Genomic DNA, 16,749 nt, shown 5'->3' with positions numbered 1-16,749 from the left:
ATCCGCGTGAAGGGGAGCGCCCTACTTCTTCTGCTCCTTCACCCACGAGTCCTTCAGCGTCACCGTGCGGTTGAACACGGGCGCGCCCGGCTTGGAGTCCACCGAGTCCGCGCAGAAGTACCCCAGCCGCTCGAACTGGAAGCGGTCACCCGGCTTCGCCTCCGCGAGCATCGGCTCCACGCGCGCGCCGGAGAGCGTCTCCAGGCTGTTCGGGTTGAGGAACTCCTTGAAGTCCTTCGTCTCGTCCTTGTCCGGCGCCTCCACCGAGAAGAGCCGGTCGAACAGGCGCACCTCGGCCACGGGCGCGTTGCCCGGCACCCAGTGCAGCGTGCCCTTCACCTTGCGGCCATCCGGCGAGTCGCCTCCGCGCGTGGCGGGGTCGTAGGTGCAGCGCAGCTCCGTGATGTGGCCCGCCGCGTCCTTGATGACCTTCTCGCACTTGATGAAGTACGCGGAGCGCAGGCGCACCTCCTTGCCCGGCGCCAGGCGGAAGAAGCCCTTCTCCGGCACCTCCTGGAAGTCGTCCGCCTCGATGTAGAGCTCGCGCATGAACGGCACCTTGCGCGTGCCCATGTCCTCGCGCTTCGGGTGGTTCGCCGTCTCCAGCTCCTCCACCTGGCCCTCCGGGTAGTTCTCCAGCACCACCTTCAGCGGACGCAGCACGGCCATGGCGCGCGGGGCCGACTCGTTGAGGTCGTCCCGGACGGACAGCTCCAGCACGCCCATGTCGATGAGGCTGTCGGACTTGCTCACGCCGATGCGCTTCGCGAAGTCGCGCAGCGACGCGGGCGTGTAGCCCCGGCGCCGCAGGCCGCTGATGGTCAGCATGCGCGGATCATCCCAGCCGGAGACGCGCTTCTCCTGCACCAGCTGGAGCAGCTTGCGCTTGCTCATCACCGTGTAGGTGAGGTTCAGCCGCGCGAACTCGTACTGGTAGGGCCGGTCGCCTTTGATCAGCGCGTCCACGATCCAGTCGTACAGCACGCGGCGGTTCTCGAACTCCAGCGTACAGACGGAGTGCGTGATGCCCTCGAGGGCGTCCGACAGGCAGTGCGCGAAGTCGTAGAGCGGGTAGATGCACCACTTGTCGCCCGTGCGGTGGTGGTGCGCGTGCCGGATGCGGTAGATGGGCGGGTCGCGCAGCACGGGGTTCGACGACGTCATGTCGATCTTGGCGCGCAGCGTGTGCTTGCCGTCCGGGAACTCGCCCGCCTTCATCCGGCGGAACAGGTCCAGGTTCTCCTCCACCGTGCGCGTGCGGTACGGGCTGTCCTTGCCCGGCGTGGTGAAGTTGCCGCGGTACTGGCTGATTTCCTCCGGCGACAGGCTGCACACGTAGGCCTGGCCCTGCTTGATCAGCTGCTCCGCGAAGGCATAGAGCTGGTCGAAGTAGTCGGACGCGAAGAAGCGCCGGTCGTCCCAGTCGAACCCGAGCCAGCGCACGTCGCGCTGGATGGACTCCACGTAGTCGGTGTCCTCGGTGAGCGGGTTGGTGTCGTCGAGCCGCAGGTTGCACTTGCCGCCATACTGCTGCGCCAGCCCGAAGTTCAGCGCGATGGACTTGGCGTGGCCGATGTGGAGGTAGCCGTTGGGCTCGGGCGGGAAGCGGGTGTGCACGCGTCCGCCGTGCTTTCCCGTCCGCCGGTCTTCCTCAACGACTTCCTGGAGGAAGTTGAGGCCCTGCGTCTCGTTCGTCGTCGTCATGATGGGTGCGAATCCTCTTGAAGCGGGCCAGGGGGAGCAAGGTTTTCCTGCCCCGTCCCCTGGCTTCAGACCTCCGCCAGCAGCGACTCCCAGGCCTTGAGCGCCCGCTCGGCGGACAACTCGTCCGCCCGGTCCAGGGCCCGGTGGCGCAGCCCGTCGCGCCACTCCGGTTCCTCCACCACGCGGGTCAGGGCCTGGGCCATGGCCGCGTCGTCCCCCATGGGCACCAGCACGCCTGCCCGCCCCCCGTCCAGGGCCTCGGAGGGGCCGGAGGGGCAGTCCGTGCTGACGATGGGGCAGCCCAGCGCGAGCGCCTCCAGCAGCACCATGGGCAGCCCCTCGTAGCGCGAGGACAGGGCGAACGCCGTGGACCGCCGCATCAGCGCGTGCGGGTTGTCCGCGTAGCCTGGCATGAACACGGAACCCTCCACCCCGAGTTCCGCCACCAGCGCCTTCAGCTCCGACTCCAGCGAGCCCACTCCCAGGATGAGCAGGTGCGTGTCCGTCCCGGCGGCCCGCATCCGGGCGTGCGCGCGGATGAGCATGTCGAAGGCCTTTTGCGGCTCCAGCCGGCCCACCGCGATGACCACGGGCTTCTGGAACACCGGCTCCGCCCACGCGGGCAGGGGGGCGTCCGCCGCCGCGCGGATCCGCTCCGCGTCCACGAAGTTGGGGATGACCTCCAGCCGCTCGCGGTCCACGTTCACCAGCTCCGCGAACGCCTTGGCGGAGTCGTAGCCGCACGCCACGATGCGGTCCATGCCCGGGTAGAGCACCTTCAGGCCCCAGAGCTGCCGGCGCGGCTGCTCGTGGTGGAAGGCGCCCCAGTCGAAGTGCACCATCCCCAACACGGGCTTGCCCAGCAGGGCCCCCGCCATCCGCGCCAGCAGGGCCGCCCGTCCCTCCTGCCCGGAAACGATGATGTCCGTCTTGCGCGCCTCGTGGAACAGCCGCCACAGCATCCGCGGCAGCTCCCAGCGCCGGTACGCCTCCACGCCCACGCCCCAGGACACGGGCACGTCCGCGGGGATGCGCCCGCGCGTGTCCGGAGGCGGCGGCCCGTGGTGGAAGAACAGCGACGGATCAAACCGCTCCCGGTCCAGCCCCGCCAGCACGTTGCACACCGAGCGCTCGATGCCGCCCGTCCCCATGAAGACGAGCGTGAACAGCACACGCTTGCGCCCGGGAGCTGGGACCGCCATGTCTCGCGCCTGGAGTTCCAATGTCTGGGATTTCCCGTAAGAAAGGATTTTCAACCTCCCGCCCGGCGCGCGAGCGTCCGACGGGCCCACCCCTGGAGTTGCTCGTTGCTCAATAGCGCACGCACCTTGCGATAGGTAGCGAAGGCCACACGGCCCCGCCACTCAGGAGACAGTTGAACGGCGTCGTACCGGTGGATCTCCTTCGGCCCCCAGCGCAGCTTCGAAACATCCCTCCCCGACGAAAGGTGGGCGACCTTCAGTCCCTGGGCGATGCCGTACTGGAGGGCCTCCGCGACGGTGGTGGTCATCACGCTGTAGTCGCCCCAGCGGGGCAGATAACCCGAGTAGTACAGATACAGCGTGTCACCCAGCACGAAGCCCACGCGGGCGGCGACCACCGCCCCGCCGATACACAGCTGAAACACCCGGACGGCGTCCTGCCGGGCAAGCTCCTGGCACAGGGCCGCGAGGAAGTCCCGGGCCTGCGGCGAATCAAACACGTCCCGGTGACGCACGCCCGCGTCGTGCGCCTGCGCGCGGGCCTGGTGCAGTTGGAAGAACGCGGTGAGCGCCGGGGCGACCTCCTCCGGCGTGCGCGCGACCTGGAAGGTGAAGGAGAGCCCGTCGCGCTTGAGCGAGTTGTAGCACTTGCGCAGCGACTCCTTGATGTTGCGCGAGCGGCCCGCCTTGAACGCCTCCCACGTGGGCGCGAGCTCCAGCACGTACGCGGGCACTTCGTTCAGCGGCGTGAGTGGCGACATCCGGGACAGCTCCCCCGCCGCGGGACCCTGCAGGTCCAGCCCGCTCCAGAGGATCCAATCCCACTCGGACGCGTGCGCGCGCAGGTGGCGCGTGAGGGCGGCGAAGGAGGGGGCCTCCAGCTCCGGCGCGCAGATGAGCCCGCGCAGCTCCGTGACGTTGGGGTCCGCGCCCAGGAACTGGAGCACGCGCACGCGCACGGGGCCGGAGCCCGGGCGCTCCGTGCGCATCAGCGGCGCCACGGCGCGCAGGCTTCCGTCCGCGCTCCGCATCGCGAGCACGCAGAGGTGGTCGCGCACGCTGTGGCGCTGCTCCTGGAAGTGGCGCCACCAGGTGACGTTCCACTCCCAGGTGGCGAAGGGCAGCCCCTGCCCCACGCGGGCCGCCAGCGCGCGCCACTCCGGGCCCAGCGCGTGCAGCCCCTCCACCGTGTCCACCTGTTCGACGGTGAGGCGCATCAGAGCCACCGCAGGACGGTGCGGGTGGCCAGCCGGAGCGCGGTGTGCTCCACCGCGCCCCACTCCCGCCGGTAGCGCTCGTGGATGAGCCGGTACGCGCTCACGGCCTTGCTGGCGTCGCGCTCGTCGTGCATCAGCGACGGCGCGCCGGTGCGGTACTCCAGCACCACGCGGTCCAGGAACACCGCGCCCGCGCGGCGGATGGCGCGCAGGTAGAAGTCCACGTCCTCCACCAGCGGCAGCCGCGTGTCGTAGCCGCCCACCCGGGGCAGCAGCTCCCGGCGGATGAGGCACGCGGAGTTCACCAGCACCGTGGGGCGGAACAGCATGTTCGCCACCATCCAGCGCCGAGACCCCAGCCGCTGTGCCACGCGCGCCCGGCGCGCCGCGTTCTCGAAGTAGGCCGTCTGCTGGGCCAGCACCTCGGCGTCATCTCCGAACGGCGCCACGCGGCCGAAGGCCACGCCCCGGTCCGGGTGCGTGTCGAGCGCCTCCATGAGCGCCCGGTAGGCCCCCGGCGCCACGCGGTCGTCGTCGTCCAGGAAGTGCAGGTAGCGGCCCGTGGCGAGGGGCCAGCCCTCGTTGCGCACCGTGGCGGGGTTGCCGCCGGTGGGCACGTCGCGCTTCACGTAGGAGACGCGCGCATCCCCCAGCGCCAGGACGGGCTCGCGCGCGGAGCCCTCCGGGCTGTCGTCCAGCACCCGCACCTCCACGCGCACGCCGTCGTCCGCCTGGGTCAGCGCGCTCTTCACCGCCTCCACCACGAGCGCGGGACGGCGGAAGGTGGGCACCACCACCGAGACATCGGGTGTCATCTCAGAACCTCCGGCCCGGGCACCCCCACGTGCGCCAGGCGAGGCAGGGCTCGGGCCTCACTGCTTGGGGGCTCAACGAGCCCGGGGGCCTCCTGCCAGCAATCGGACTCCGGATATAGGCTCACAATCCATCCTCGTGAAGAAACCCATCCCCCCCCGTCCCGCCCGCCTCATCGCGCTCGCCCTCGTGGGCGTGCTCGCGGTGGTGGCCGTCATCGCGTACCGCAACGTCCGCACCGCGCGCGCTGTCTTGCACCCCGCGCGCCAGCCGCTGAAGCCCGTGGCGGAGGGCGCGCTCGCGGGGCGCACGGACGTGGTGCTGCGCACGCGCGACGGCGTGACGCTGCGCGGCTGGTACCTGCCCTCGCGCAACCGCGCGGCGGTGGTGGTGATGCACGGCTTCGCGGAGAACCGCACGCAGATGCTCTTCGAGGCGGAGGCGCTCTCCCGCGCGGGCTATGGCGTGCTGCTCTTCGACTCGCGCGGCCACGGCGAGAGCGAGGGCGACCTGGTGACGTGGGGCGACCGCGAGCGCGAGGACCTGCGCGCGGCGGTGGACTTCGTCTCGCACCGCGACGACGTGGACCCCTCCCGGCTGGGCGTGCTGGGCTTCTCCATGGGCGGCACCACCGCGATGCTGGAGGCGCTGGAGGATGACCGCCTCAAGGCGGTGGCCGCCGCGGGCGCGTACCCGTCATTGGAGGCGGACACGCGCTACAGCTACGGCAAGTGGGGCCCGCTGAGCGCCCAGCCGGTGCTCTGGACGATGCGCCTGTCCGGCGTGGACGTGGACGCGGTGGACCCCATGAAGCGCCTGTGTGACCTCAAGGGCCGGCCGCTGCTGCTGATCAACGGCGACGTCGACGAGTACGCACCCGCGTTCCTCCAGGACGCGCTCTTCCAGGCCGCGTGCGAGCCGAAGTCCTACTGGGTGGTGCCCGGCGCGCACCACGGCGAGTACGCGAAGAAGGCCCCGGAGGAGTACGCGCGCCACCTGCGCGACTTCTTCGACGCGGCGCTGCTCAGCGGCTCCTGACGCCGTCCGCGGGCCCCGGCTCCGACACCGGAGCCTGCGAAGCCCGCGGAGCCTCCGGCGCTTCCGGAGCCTCTGGCGCCGCGCGCCACTCCGGCGGCGCGTCCAGCGCGGGGCGCCCTTCCAGCAGCTCGTGCGGGCGGAAGCCGGCCTTGTAGCGCAGCGAGTCGCACGCCAGCACGCGGTAGCCCAGGTACACGTACGGGATGCCCCGCTCGCGCGCCAGCTCCACCTGGAACAGCACGCTCGCCTTGCCCAGCGACAGCCGCGCGTAGGCGGGGTCGTAGAAGAAGTACACCGCGCTCCACGCGTGCGGCGTCTCGTCGCACAGGCCCAGGCCCACCAGCTTCGGGCCCGCCGGGTCGCTGTCGTCGTACCAGGCCACCTCGCGCGCGGACGGGTGCGGGAAGGCGAACTGGAACGCGTACTCCCGAGCGCCCAGCTCGGACGCCTCCCACTCGCGCGTCGTCTCCCGCTCCGCGTGCCACGCGCGGTACAGCGCCAGGCGCTCCTCGTCCACGCGCGGCGGGCCCACCTCCACGCGCAGGTGCGCGCACGCGGCGCGGGCCCGGCGCTGGCTGCGGTTGGGCGTGAAGCCCTCCACTGGCACGCGCAGGGACACGCATTCATTGCACGACGCGCAAGCGGGCCGGAAGTACTGCGGTCCGAACCGGCGCCAGCCGCGCACGAGCAGGTGCTCGTACTCCTGCGCCGTCACGTTGCGCATCAGCAGCGTCTCCAGGGACGCCTCCCGGTCTGGCAGGTAGCTGCACGGACGCGGGGTTTCGATTTCATGTGCCAGGAGGACGGCCATCGGTGTTCCCTTCCTGTCGGCCCCGGGCTCCCGCGTCAAGCCATGCCTGCCCGTCTGGCGACCCACCCTCCGTCGGAAACGACCCGTCCGCGTGGGCCGTTCCGTATGAGCAAGTGGCACAACGACTGCAAGCTTCCGGGTGAAGCCGTACCGCTTGCGGAAGAGGACGAACGCACATGGCCCGCGAGGAACTGCATCCTGGATGGCTGGCGATGGAACCGGAGGAGACCGACGGGCTCCTCTCGGGCGACGCGTTCTCCGAGGAGGATGACGCAACGCACTCCGCCGCCGCGGCCGACGCCGAGGACGACCTGGACGTGTTCGACTTCGCCATCGCCAGCTTCTGAAATGCCGTGGGCCAGTGGCCACGGTGCGGCAAATCTGTCGCGATCCCGGCGCAAACTTTTCCGGTCGGCCTCCTGAAGGGGCCGTAGAAACTTCCGAGAAATCGCGAGAGGGCCCGCCGCGTTCGCTTCCCCGGACAGCGGGCGGGTAGCCTCGGACACAGGGGCGGGGCGCGATGCCCCCGGTGGGAGGAACGCCCCGCGGGCGGGGAGGCCGGGCTGGCTTCTCAGTCGTGGGGCGCCCCCGGTATAAACGGCCGCCTATGTCCTCAATCGATGTCTCGGTCGTGATGCCCACCTACAAGCGCGAGAAGGAGGTGGTGGAGGCCATCCACTCCGCGCTGCGTCAAGAGGGCGTCCAGGTGGAGGTGCTCGTCCTGGACGACTCGCCGGAGGGCACGGCCCGCGACGCGGTGCAGGGCATTGGCGATGCGCGCGTGCGCTACTTCAAGCAGGAGGTGCCCTCGAAGGGGCGCCCCGCGCTGGTGCGCAACCACGGCGCCACGCTGGCCAGGGGCCGCTACCTGCACTTCCTGGACGACGACGACACGCTCGCCGAAGGGGCGCTCAAGGCGATGGTGACGGCGCTGGACGCGCGCCCGGACGCGGGCGTGGCGGTGGGCTGGGTGGTGCCCTTCAGCGAGGACCCCGAGTGGCTGGAGGACAAGAGCAGCTACTTCGAGCGGGTCGCGAAGGTGGGGGCCACCACGCCCAACAGCGCGTGGACGGTGGCGCACATCCTGTTCCTGGGCACGCTGTACGTGAACTCCGCGTGCATGGTGCGCCGCGAGTACTTCCAGCCGCTGGGCGGGTTCGACCCCAACATCCCCGTCTACGAGGACGTGGACTTCTACATGCGCGGCATCCGCCGCTACGGCCACGTCTACGTGAACCGGCCCATCCTCAACTACCGCGTGGGCAAGCCGTCGCTGATGAACGACCTGGGCAAGACGGGCGCGAAGGTGGAGAAGTCCGTGGCGGAGTCCAACGCCATCATCCACAACAAGTACCGGCGCGAGCACGGCGAGCTGGAGTACCGGCTCCTGCAGGTGGCCACGCGCGCGCTGAAGGGCCGCTTCGGCCTCACGCGCTACCTCCCCCTCAAGCTGCCCGGCGTCTCCTGAAAGGGCCCCTCACCGTGAGCCTGCGTCGTCGTCTCGTTGGAACCGCCAAGCGGCAGTTGAAGCAGACCCTGGGGCCCGTGGTGCAGCGCGCGATGGCCCCCGCGCGCGCCTTCCTCCCTCCGGAGACATGGGGCCTGGAGTCGCGGGGCGGCCAGGGCCTTTTCCTGGAGGGCGTGTCGCTGTCGAAGCTGGCCGGTGAGTACGGCTCGCCGCTGCACGTCGTCCACCTGGCGGCGCTGCACCGCAACGCGGACGCGTTCCAGGCGGTGCCCCCGGGCGCGGCGGGCGGCTGCGAGGTGTACTACTCGTACAAGACCAACCCGGTGCCGGGCGTGCTGTCCGCGCTGCACGCGAGGGGCGTGGGCGCGGAGGTGATCTCCGCCTATGAGCTGTGGCTCGCGCTCAAGCTGGGCGTGGCGCCGGAGCGCATCGTCTACAACGGCCCGGTGAAGTCGGACGCGTCCATTCGCGAGTCCATCACGCGGGGCATCGGCCTGCTGGCGGCGAACCACCGCGAGGAACTGGACGTGTTCTCCCGCCACGCGGCGGAGCTGGGCAAGCGCCCGCGCGTGGCCGTGCGGGTGACGACGGCCACGGGCTGGACGTCGCAGTTCGGCACGCCCATCGCGGGAGGCCAGGCGCTGGCGGCGTACCGTCAGGCGATGGCGTCGGGGAACCTGGACGTGGTGGGGCTGCACGCGCACCGGGGCGAGCTGATCCGCACGGAGGGAGAGCTGGAGGGCTTCGTCGGCTCGGTGCTGGACTTCGCGGACGAGCTGCACCGCGAGCTGGGGCTGGACCTGGAGGTGCTGGACCTGGGCGGCAGCCTCTGCACGCCGACGGTGGAGCACATCGAGCAGAAGGACTGGCGGCTCAACCTCACCTTCCAGCGGGACCTGCCCGCGCCGGACCACGCCGCGGCGCTCTCCATCGAGCGGTACGTGGCGAAGGTGGTGTCCCAGGTGGAGGCGCACTACGCGAAGCAGGGCCGCAAGCGCCCGCGCATCTTCCTGGAGCCGGGCCGCGCGATGACGGGCAACACGCAGCTGCTCCTGGGCCGCGTGCACGCGCTCAAGGACGGCGGCGAGCGGACGTGGGCGGTGCTCGACATGGGCATCAACCACGCGGAATGCGTGCGCAACGAGTACCACCAGCTCTTCCATGTGGAGCGGCCGACCGAGCCCGCGCACCGCGCGTACACGGTGGTGGGCCCCATCTGCACGCCGGGCGACACGCTGTACCACGCGGTGCGGCTGCCGGAGCTGAAGGTGGGTGACACGCTGGCCATCATGGACGCGGGCGCGTACTTCGTGCCCTTCGGCACGTCGTTCTCGTTCCCGCAGCCGGCCATCGTGGGCGTGGAGGGCGGGAAGGTGCGGCGTCTGCGCCGGGCGGAGACGCACGAGGACCTCATCACCTTCGACGACCTGGCGCCCGCCGCCCCCTCGCGCGCGGCGAGCTGAGCCCGCGGACCTGACGGCGCCTCCACCGGGATGCGCCGAAGCATTCAACGAGTGCCCCAGTCCGCGGCGCGGCTCACGAACTGGTCCAACAGTCGGACCAGTTGGGCTGCGCCAGGCCGGGGGCGTCCAGCGAACTGGTCCTACAGTCGGACCAGTTGGGCTGCGCCGGGCCGGGGGCGTCCAGCGAACTGGTCCTACAGTCGGACCAGTTGGGCTGCGCCGGGCCGGGGGCGTCCAGTGAGCTGGTCCTACAGTCGGGCCCGTTGGAACCGCGTCGGGGCCGGAGCGTCCAGCGAACTGGTCCTACAGTCGGACCAGTTGGGCCGCGCCGGGCCGGAGGCGTCCAGCGAACTGGTCCTACAGTCGGACCAGTTGGGCTACGTCGGCCCGGACGCGTCTAGCCTGGGGCCGGGATGGATGCTCGCCCTGACGCTCCGCACGCACGCTATCGACGCTTCCGCGAACGCCGTGCGGAAGCGAAGAGCCCGGCCAGGGCGAAGCCCGCTGCCTATGCGTGCGTCCGCCGCTTCCGCGAACGCCTCGCGAAGGCGAAGAGTCCGGCCAGGGCGAGGCCCCACGGCGCCGAAACCGGCGTCTCCTGACAGCCGCAGCCGCCTCGGGAGTCGGGTTCCGGCTCGCCGAGGCCGGGGCCGGCATCACGTCCCGGGCCGTTGGGGCCCGCGTCGGTTGACCCTGCATCCACCGGGCCCGCGTCCGGAACGCCCGCGTCCGTCGTGCCTGCGTCCGCCGAACCGGCATCGGCCGAGCCCGCGTCCTGCGTGGGGCCTGCATCTGGAACACCTGCGTCCGCCGTGCCCGCATCGGCTCCGGGCAGCGGCGTCACGGTGACGGTGAAGGTGCACGTCCCGGTGTTCCCGGCGGCATCCGTCGCCGAGAACGTGACCAGCGTCAACCCCGGCGGGAAGCGCCCACCCGAAGCCGGAACCGCGCGCGCGGTGGGCACCTCGCCCGAGTCATCGCGCACGCTCGCCGCGGGGAAGGTCACCACCGCGCCCGTCGCGCTCGTGGCGGCCACCGTCGCGTCCGGCGGACAGCCGAGCCTGGGCGGGTGGGTGTCCGGGACCAGCCCCGACATCCGGAACAGCGCCCTGCCCGTCCCGTCGCTCGCGGAGAAGTAGACGGCCGAGCCGTTCACCGTGAGCTGCCCGGGGCGGGAGGAGCCCGGCCCGGCGACGACATCCGCGGCGCGCGTGGGCACCCCCGTGGGCGAGTCCAGCCGCCACAACTCCCGGCCTCCCACGGCGTCCTCCGCGGCGAAAAGCAGCGGGCCCGACGGCGAGACGAGCGTCAGTTGGTCCGGCAGCGACGAGCCGCGCCCCGGTTGGAGGTCCGCCACCTGCACGGTGCCCTCCAGCGTGCCGTCCGTGCGCCACAGCTCCGTCCCGGTCGTGGCCTCCGCACCGGCGAAGAACGCGACGTCGCCCCAGGTGACGAAGCGCTCGGGGAAGCCCGGGGTGACGGCCGCGCCCACGGGCTGCGTGCCCTGCGCCGTGCCATCCGTCGTCCACAGGCGGGCCGTGGGGCTCCGGGCCCAGAAGACGACCCGGTTGCCCAGGGGATGGAGGCTCGTGGGTGACGAGCTGAGCGCTCCGGGATTCAGGTCCGCCAGACGCGCCGTCCCGCCAGCGGTCCCATCCGTCTTCCACAGCTCCCGGCCGGCGACGCCGTCATCCGCGGAGAAGAGCGTCAGGGTTCCCAGGGGCGTGAAGCCCGAGGGCTCCGAGCTCTTCGAGCCCACATAAATATCCTTGAGGAAGGCCGTGCCCCCCGGAGTGCCGTCGCTCACGTACAGCTCGTTGCCCAGGCTGGAGTAGAGCCCCGTGAGGTAGGCCTTCCCATTGGAGACGCCCATGTTGCGCGCGTTCTCCACGATGGGAGTGGTCAGCTGCGTGCCCGTGTCGGTGCCGTCCGTCCGCCACAGCCCCACGGTCTGGAACTGCGTGGATCCGATGAACACGCCGACCTGGTTGGGCAGCTGCACGACGCCCCCGTAGGCTCCGGAGCCGGGCAGCTCCTTGAAGCGCACCGTGCCCGCGGCGGTCGCGTCCGTCATCCACAACTCCTGCCCTCGCGCGATGAGCAGGCGGTCCCCGAAGGGGGCCATGGCCGGGGTGTACGAAGACGGGCCCATCGCCGCTGCGAGCGGCCGGGTGCCCGAGGCCGTGCCGTCCGAGCGCCAGACTCCCGTCTGCCCCGTATCGGTGGGCGCGCCCAGCAGGAGCCAGTCATCGAAGGCCCGCATCCCGGAGGCATCGCCGTCGCGCTGCACGGGGGTGACGTCCGTGACCATCCGCGTTCCGGCCGCGGTGCCGTCGGTGCGCCACACCTCCTGGCCGTGGACGCCGTCGTCCGCGGGGAAGAGGAGCGCGTCGCCCAGGCGCACGCCGTCCGTCAGCTCCAGCCCGTAGCGGCCTCCCGACGCCTGCGGCGAGACGACGTCCTTCAGCAGGACGGTGCCGTCCGCGGTGCCATCCGTCTTCCACAGCACCCCGGAACCACTGGGGGTGAGCGCCACGAAGAGCAGCCCGCCATTGACGGGGAGGAGCTCCGGCCCGGGGAACCCGTGCGCGGTGCCCGGGAGGATGTCCTTGAGCATCGCGCTGCCAGCGAGGGTGCCATCCGAGGACCAGAGCTCACAGCCGGACTGGGAGGTGCACGCGGAGAAGTAGAGCCGGTCACCCAGGCGCGTCATCCCCTTGGCGTTCGAGGAGGTGCTGCCCGGCACCAGGTCGAGCACCTGGGTGCCCGCCGCCGTGCCATCCGTGGCGCACAGCTCCACGCCGGTGGCCGGCGTGGCGCACAGCAGGTACGCGCGCCCGTTCAGGGTCGTGGCGAAGTTGGACTGGCCGGTGCCCACCGTGTAGTTGTTGGCGACGTGGAGCAGCTGGATGGGGCCCGCGTCCGTGCCATCCGTGGCGTAGAGGGAGCGGCTGGTGGTCGTGGAGGCCGCGGAGAAGATCAGCCTGCCGTTCACCTCCCCCAGCAGCGAGGGACTGCCGCTAGCGCTCCCCGGCCCCACGTCCGCGATCAGGACCGTGCCCGGCCCCGTGCCGTCCGTGGCGCACAGCTCCATGCCCGCGCTCCCGGTGCCCAGGGTGCAGGCGAAGTACAGCCGGTCCCCCATCACCCTCCACGCGTCGTAGAACCCGTCCTCCGTCACCTTCATCGCCGCGGTGGCGATGACCTGCGTCCCCTGCGCCGTGCCGTCCGAGCGGTAGAGCGACGTGCCCACGCTGAAGTAGAGCGCGCCGTTGAAGACCACGGGCGGCGTGGGGCTGGACGGAAAGGGCGCGTCCAGCATCAGCCGCGTGCCCCCGGGCGTCCCGTCCGACGTCCAGAGTTCCCCCTGCAGGAGCCAGTAGGCCCGCGTCCCCAGCCTGACCATGCGGGGCGCGCTCTGGAAGGAGTCCACCGTGGGATCCAGGTCGCGCACGAGCGACGTCCCTGCCTCCGTTCCATCCGTGCGGAAGAGGCCCTTCCGGGTGCGGGAGAAGAAGAGGGCGAAGCCGTCCATCTCCGTGAACCCGTCCGGAAGCGTGTCCTGCTTCGTGGCCGTGGCGGAGGAGAAGGCCGTCACCTTCGCCACGGACGTCACGCCCTGCGCTCGCGTCTCCAGCGAGCGCGCGGCCCCGGCCGGTTCCTCGTTCGTACAAGCCACCAGGCCCAGGGCGCAGAGGCCCCCCAGCGCACCTGCGCGAGCGCCCCCCGTCTGTCGTTTCATGGACCCTGCTCGTTAGCGGTTGAAGACCATCATCCGGAGGAAGGCGCGCGGGTGGCGGGCGGCCCCGTAGGAGATGGTGGCCAGCTCCACCGCGGCGGGCATCATGTCGTCCCCGTCGATGAGCGGATCCACCGCCGTCTCCTTGTGGGTATTGAACCACTGCCGCCACTGCCGGGCCTCGTCGGCCGGCAGCGCGCCGGACAGCCGCTGGAGGTTGAGCAGCATCTCCAGCGCGATGCGGTTGCAGAACACCGCGTCCTCGTGCGCCGCCGCGGCGTCGCGGGCGTCCTCCACCGCGCGCTTGAGCGCGTCCCGGTCCCCGGTGGCCGCGTGGTACGCGAGCAGCGGCAGGGGCAGCCCCCGCGCGATGTCGAAGCCCATCTGCCCGTAGAAGCGCGGGTTGAAGTCGATGAGGAGGTACGAGTCCTTCGTCTGGATGAACTCCACCTCGAAGACGCCGTGGTAGCCCAGCTTCTTGCACAGCCGGGTGAGCCCCGCGACGAGGTCCGGGCGCAGCGGCGCGGACTCGAAGCAGACGCCCACGCCCAGGCGGCGCGGACGCTGGAGGACCTTCATCGCGGCTCTCGCCTCGAAGAGCTCGCCGGACTCGTCCACGAAGCCGGAGAGGCTGTAGATGCCCTCGGCGGCCTCCGGGTGGAACTCCTGCACCATGGGGTTCACCACGGCCGGGTCGAACTTCACGAGCATGGGCGCGTACGTGTCGCGCGCGAACTCGCGGTACTCGCGCGCCAGGTCGTCCGGGGACGACACCGGCTGCCCCTTGCGGTGCGTGGCGTGGAGGATCTGCGTGGTGGGCTTGAGCAGCACCGGGAACTTCGCCTCGCGGCGCACCTCTTCCAGGTCCTCCTCGGACTGCGGGAACCAGGTGCGCGGCAGGTGCAGGCCGGCCTCCGTGCCCAGCTCGTAGAGGCGGCGCTTGTTGAGCAGCCCGTACACCGCATCCACACCCGGGTCGTAGAGGTGGAAGAGGTCCTCCAGCTTGGAGCGGTGCGCGGCGATGAGCCACGCCAGCTCGTCGCTCGTCGGGTAGAGCACGTGCTTGACGGGCTCGCGCAGGCCGAAGTCCACCAGCCACTGGAGGAAGGCCTCCGGCTGTGACTCCGGCGGACACTGCACGCGGCGGCTGACGAAGCGCGAGTAGCTGGCCGGGCCCAGCCGGCCGGTGTCCGCCACCGTCACGTCCACGCCGTGGCGGCCCAGACAGCGCGCGGCGGCCAGGGTGCCGTAGAAGTTGGCGGAGAACAGCAACGCCGGGGGGCGGGCCGCGATGGCGGCCGCGGGGGCCCCACCGGAGAAGGCGGCCTCTTGCATCTCATGCTCCAGGTTCGCGGGGTCGGCCTCGCGGCGCGAGCGCGCGGAGGAACGACGGGATTGGCGTTGGGGGCGCTGCGCGAGGCGACCGCCCCCGAGGTCAGGGGTCGACGGGCCGGCGACGGCGGTGCTGGCCATCAGCCCCGCGGCGAGAAGCGTCAGAAGGTGCCTGTTCATGTCGAGCCGTCGACCTCCAGTGGTTCGGGAAACCACCGGAAGCCCAATTCGCGACAGAATACCTTTTCCGGCGTCGCTTGCGACCTGCCTCCTGACGATTGGATCTCCAAGGGCTGGCCGGGTTCAGGCCGAAGCTCAAGCCGGTGTCCCGCCAGGTGGGGTCCACCGCAGGAAGCCGTGGGCAAGGAGCCAGGCGTCCGTGGCCACCCCCGGGGTCATCCGGGCAAGGCGCAGGACGGACCCGGCGAACGCGTCCGGGGGTGCCGTCTGGCCTTCCGCGCGCGCGGCCTTCCATGCCGCCTCCCACGCCTGGAAGAAGGCGTGCATGGGCTCGCCAGGGCGGACGCGGCGGCGCAGGTCGCGGGGCAGCCAGTCGCGCAGGAGCAGCGGCGCGAAGCCCCGGGAGAAGTCGGTGTGGAAGAGGAGCCCCTCGCGCGCGGGGACCTCCGCCTCCGGGGTCCGGCGCAGCAGGTGGGCCACCAGCACCGCGCCGTCCGTGTCGGAGGAGCCCTCCACGAGCAGCCCCCCGGGCAGCAGGTGACGCGACATGGAGAGGTGGGCCTCGGGGATGCGCTCCGGAGGCCCCTGGCGCAGGAGGTTCATGGCGCGCACCAGGCGGGCGGGCTCGTCCGGGGACAGCGGCAGCGCGAAGCCGCCCTCGCGGAAGTGCGTGCGCGCGTCCGAGTGCGCCCGCGCGGCGGCGGTGGCGCGCTCAGGCTCCAGCTCCACGCCCACCACCGACAGCGCCGGGTTCAGCGCGCGGAAGGCCGCGGCGCTCTCCAGCGTGGTCCACGGGTGTTCTCCGAAGCCCACGTCCACGAAGACGGCGCGGGCCCACGCGTCCTCCGTGCGCGTGAGGAGCGCGGCCTCGAACTGGCACAGGTACGCGTCCAGCGCTCGCAGGCGCCCGCGCGCGGTCCTGCCCCGGGTGGGGGTATCCAGCTCACCAGCCATGCGCCCGCGTTGTAGCGCGAGAGGTCATTGCCCGGCGCGGGCCGTAACCCGGAATGTCACACGCGCGCGCTCCAAGCCCTTGGAAACCCGAGGGGCGGCACCGCGCCACGGACTGGCACCGAGACTGCACAGGGCCCGGCTTGAAGTCCCCCTCTTTGATGATTGGTTCTCCGTCCCCCATGACCTCTTCCAGCTTCATGCGTTCCTCCCTCGTGGCCGCCCTCCTCCTCTCCGGTTCCGCCTTCGCGGCCGAGCCCCGGTCCACGACGGCCACCGCGACCGCCTGCACCGACAGCAAGAGCAAGCTGCTGGAGGCGGCGAAGGCGCAGGGCCTCGCGCTCAACGCGGAGCAGATTGGCACCCTGTCGTCGGACACGGGCGACATCGTCGCGACGAGCATCGCGGGCTTCGAGAACGTGCCTGACACGGAGTACGCCAAGGGCGTGGACGTGGCCTTCGTCTACATCGACTCGGCGGACGCGGGCGTCCCGGCGGGGTACTACCGCGTGAACGTCCGGGCCGACCCGAAGGACATGCAGGTGGGCAAGTACAAGGCCGTCGCCAGCCTCATCGACGCGAGCGGCAAGGAGGTCGCGCAGCGTGCGACGCGCATCGAGACCTTCTCCGCGCCGCTGAAGTCCGCGCGCTACGGCTCCCCGATGAACGTGGGCCTCCAGCAGCAGACCATCCGGGACTACAACCTCACGCGCTTCTTCAAGACGGTCACCATCATCATGGTGCGCCCCTGGGGCACGGTGGTCATCGACCTGTTCGGCGTGGACTACAGCGACTACTACGGCTTCTAGAGCCCGCGTTCCGCCGCCGGGA

General features: G+C 71.3%; 13 protein-coding genes. 5 read left to right on the top strand and 8 right to left on the bottom strand.

The window, feature by feature from the left end; translation table 11 throughout:
* Positions 1–21: 21 nt before the first annotated feature.
* The 4 genes from JYK02_RS04520 to JYK02_RS04505 all read right to left on the bottom strand — a co-directional run bounded on the left by JYK02_RS04520 (position 22) and on the right by JYK02_RS04505 (position 4,938).
* A complete protein-coding gene (locus tag JYK02_RS04520) occupies positions 22–1,704 on the bottom strand; it encodes a glutamine--tRNA ligase/YqeY domain fusion protein (RefSeq protein WP_207048598.1) in 1,683 nt (560 codons plus the stop codon).
* 65 nt (positions 1,705–1,769) lie between these two features.
* Complete coding sequence (locus JYK02_RS04515) at positions 1,770–2,906, bottom strand: glycosyltransferase (RefSeq protein ID WP_207048597.1); 1,137 nt, start codon at positions 2,904–2,906, stop codon at positions 1,770–1,772.
* A 50-nt stretch (positions 2,907–2,956) separates the two neighbouring features.
* Positions 2,957–4,123, bottom strand: a complete 1,167-nt coding sequence (locus JYK02_RS40335) for a GNAT family N-acetyltransferase (protein WP_207048596.1) — start codon at positions 4,121–4,123, stop codon at positions 2,957–2,959.
* Complete coding sequence (locus JYK02_RS04505; protein ID WP_207048595.1) at positions 4,123–4,938, bottom strand: glycosyltransferase family 2 protein; 816 nt, start codon at positions 4,936–4,938, stop codon at positions 4,123–4,125. The genes JYK02_RS40335 and JYK02_RS04505 overlap by 1 nt, the downstream gene beginning before the upstream one ends.
* Before the next feature lie 136 nt (positions 4,939–5,074).
* Here JYK02_RS04505 and JYK02_RS04500 point away from each other — a divergent pair, with 136 nt between their 5' ends.
* The gene (locus JYK02_RS04500; RefSeq protein WP_207048594.1) at positions 5,075–5,974 is read left to right on the top strand and encodes an alpha/beta fold hydrolase; all 900 of its coding nucleotides are present in this window, start codon (positions 5,075–5,077) and stop codon (positions 5,972–5,974) included.
* On the opposite strand, the gene JYK02_RS04495 is transcribed toward JYK02_RS04500, so the two are convergent.
* Positions 5,961–6,785: an arginyltransferase gene (locus tag JYK02_RS04495; protein WP_207048593.1), complete on the bottom strand. Its 825-nt coding sequence runs from the start codon at positions 6,783–6,785 to the stop codon at positions 5,961–5,963. The genes JYK02_RS04500 and JYK02_RS04495 overlap by 14 nt on opposite strands.
* 176 nt (positions 6,786–6,961) lie before the next feature.
* On the opposite strand from JYK02_RS04495, the gene JYK02_RS04490 reads away from it, so the two are divergent.
* The 3 genes from JYK02_RS04490 to JYK02_RS04480 all read left to right on the top strand — a co-directional run bounded on the left by JYK02_RS04490 (position 6,962) and on the right by JYK02_RS04480 (position 9,716).
* Positions 6,962–7,132: a hypothetical protein gene (locus JYK02_RS04490; RefSeq protein ID WP_207048592.1), complete on the top strand. Its 171-nt coding sequence runs from the start codon at positions 6,962–6,964 to the stop codon at positions 7,130–7,132.
* Between the two features lie 260 nt (positions 7,133–7,392).
* Positions 7,393–8,253, top strand: coding sequence for a glycosyltransferase family 2 protein (locus JYK02_RS04485; RefSeq protein WP_207048591.1), 861 nt, complete (start codon positions 7,393–7,395; stop codon positions 8,251–8,253).
* 14 nt (positions 8,254–8,267) lie between these two features.
* Positions 8,268–9,716 (top strand): pyridoxal-dependent decarboxylase, encoded by a 1,449-nt coding sequence (locus tag JYK02_RS04480; protein ID WP_207048590.1) that lies wholly within the window; start codon positions 8,268–8,270, stop codon positions 9,714–9,716.
* Between the two features lie 508 nt (positions 9,717–10,224).
* On the opposite strand, the gene JYK02_RS04475 is transcribed toward JYK02_RS04480, so the two are convergent.
* The 3 genes from JYK02_RS04475 to JYK02_RS04465 form a co-directional block, all read right to left on the bottom strand.
* Positions 10,225–13,458, bottom strand: coding sequence for an HYR domain-containing protein (locus JYK02_RS04475; RefSeq protein WP_207048589.1), 3,234 nt, complete (start codon positions 13,456–13,458; stop codon positions 10,225–10,227).
* A gap of 12 nt (positions 13,459–13,470) precedes the next feature.
* The gene (locus JYK02_RS04470) at positions 13,471–14,790 is read right to left on the bottom strand and encodes a carbamoyl-phosphate synthase (RefSeq protein ID WP_207048688.1); all 1,320 of its coding nucleotides are present in this window, start codon (positions 14,788–14,790) and stop codon (positions 13,471–13,473) included.
* Between the two features lie 312 nt (positions 14,791–15,102).
* Positions 15,103–15,921 (bottom strand): class I SAM-dependent methyltransferase, encoded by an 819-nt coding sequence (locus JYK02_RS04465; protein ID WP_207048588.1) that lies wholly within the window; start codon positions 15,919–15,921, stop codon positions 15,103–15,105.
* Between the two features lie 197 nt (positions 15,922–16,118).
* Here JYK02_RS04465 and JYK02_RS04460 point away from each other — a divergent pair, with 197 nt between their 5' ends.
* A complete protein-coding gene (locus tag JYK02_RS04460; protein ID WP_207048587.1) occupies positions 16,119–16,727 on the top strand; it encodes a hypothetical protein in 609 nt (202 codons plus the stop codon).
* Positions 16,728–16,749 lie beyond the last annotated feature (22 nt).

Origin of the sequence: Corallococcus macrosporus, assembly GCF_017302985.1 — a bacterium.
Lineage (GTDB): Bacteria > Myxococcota > Myxococcia > Myxococcales > Myxococcaceae > Corallococcus > Corallococcus macrosporus_A.
This window is presented reverse-complemented; position numbering and strand designations above follow the sequence as displayed.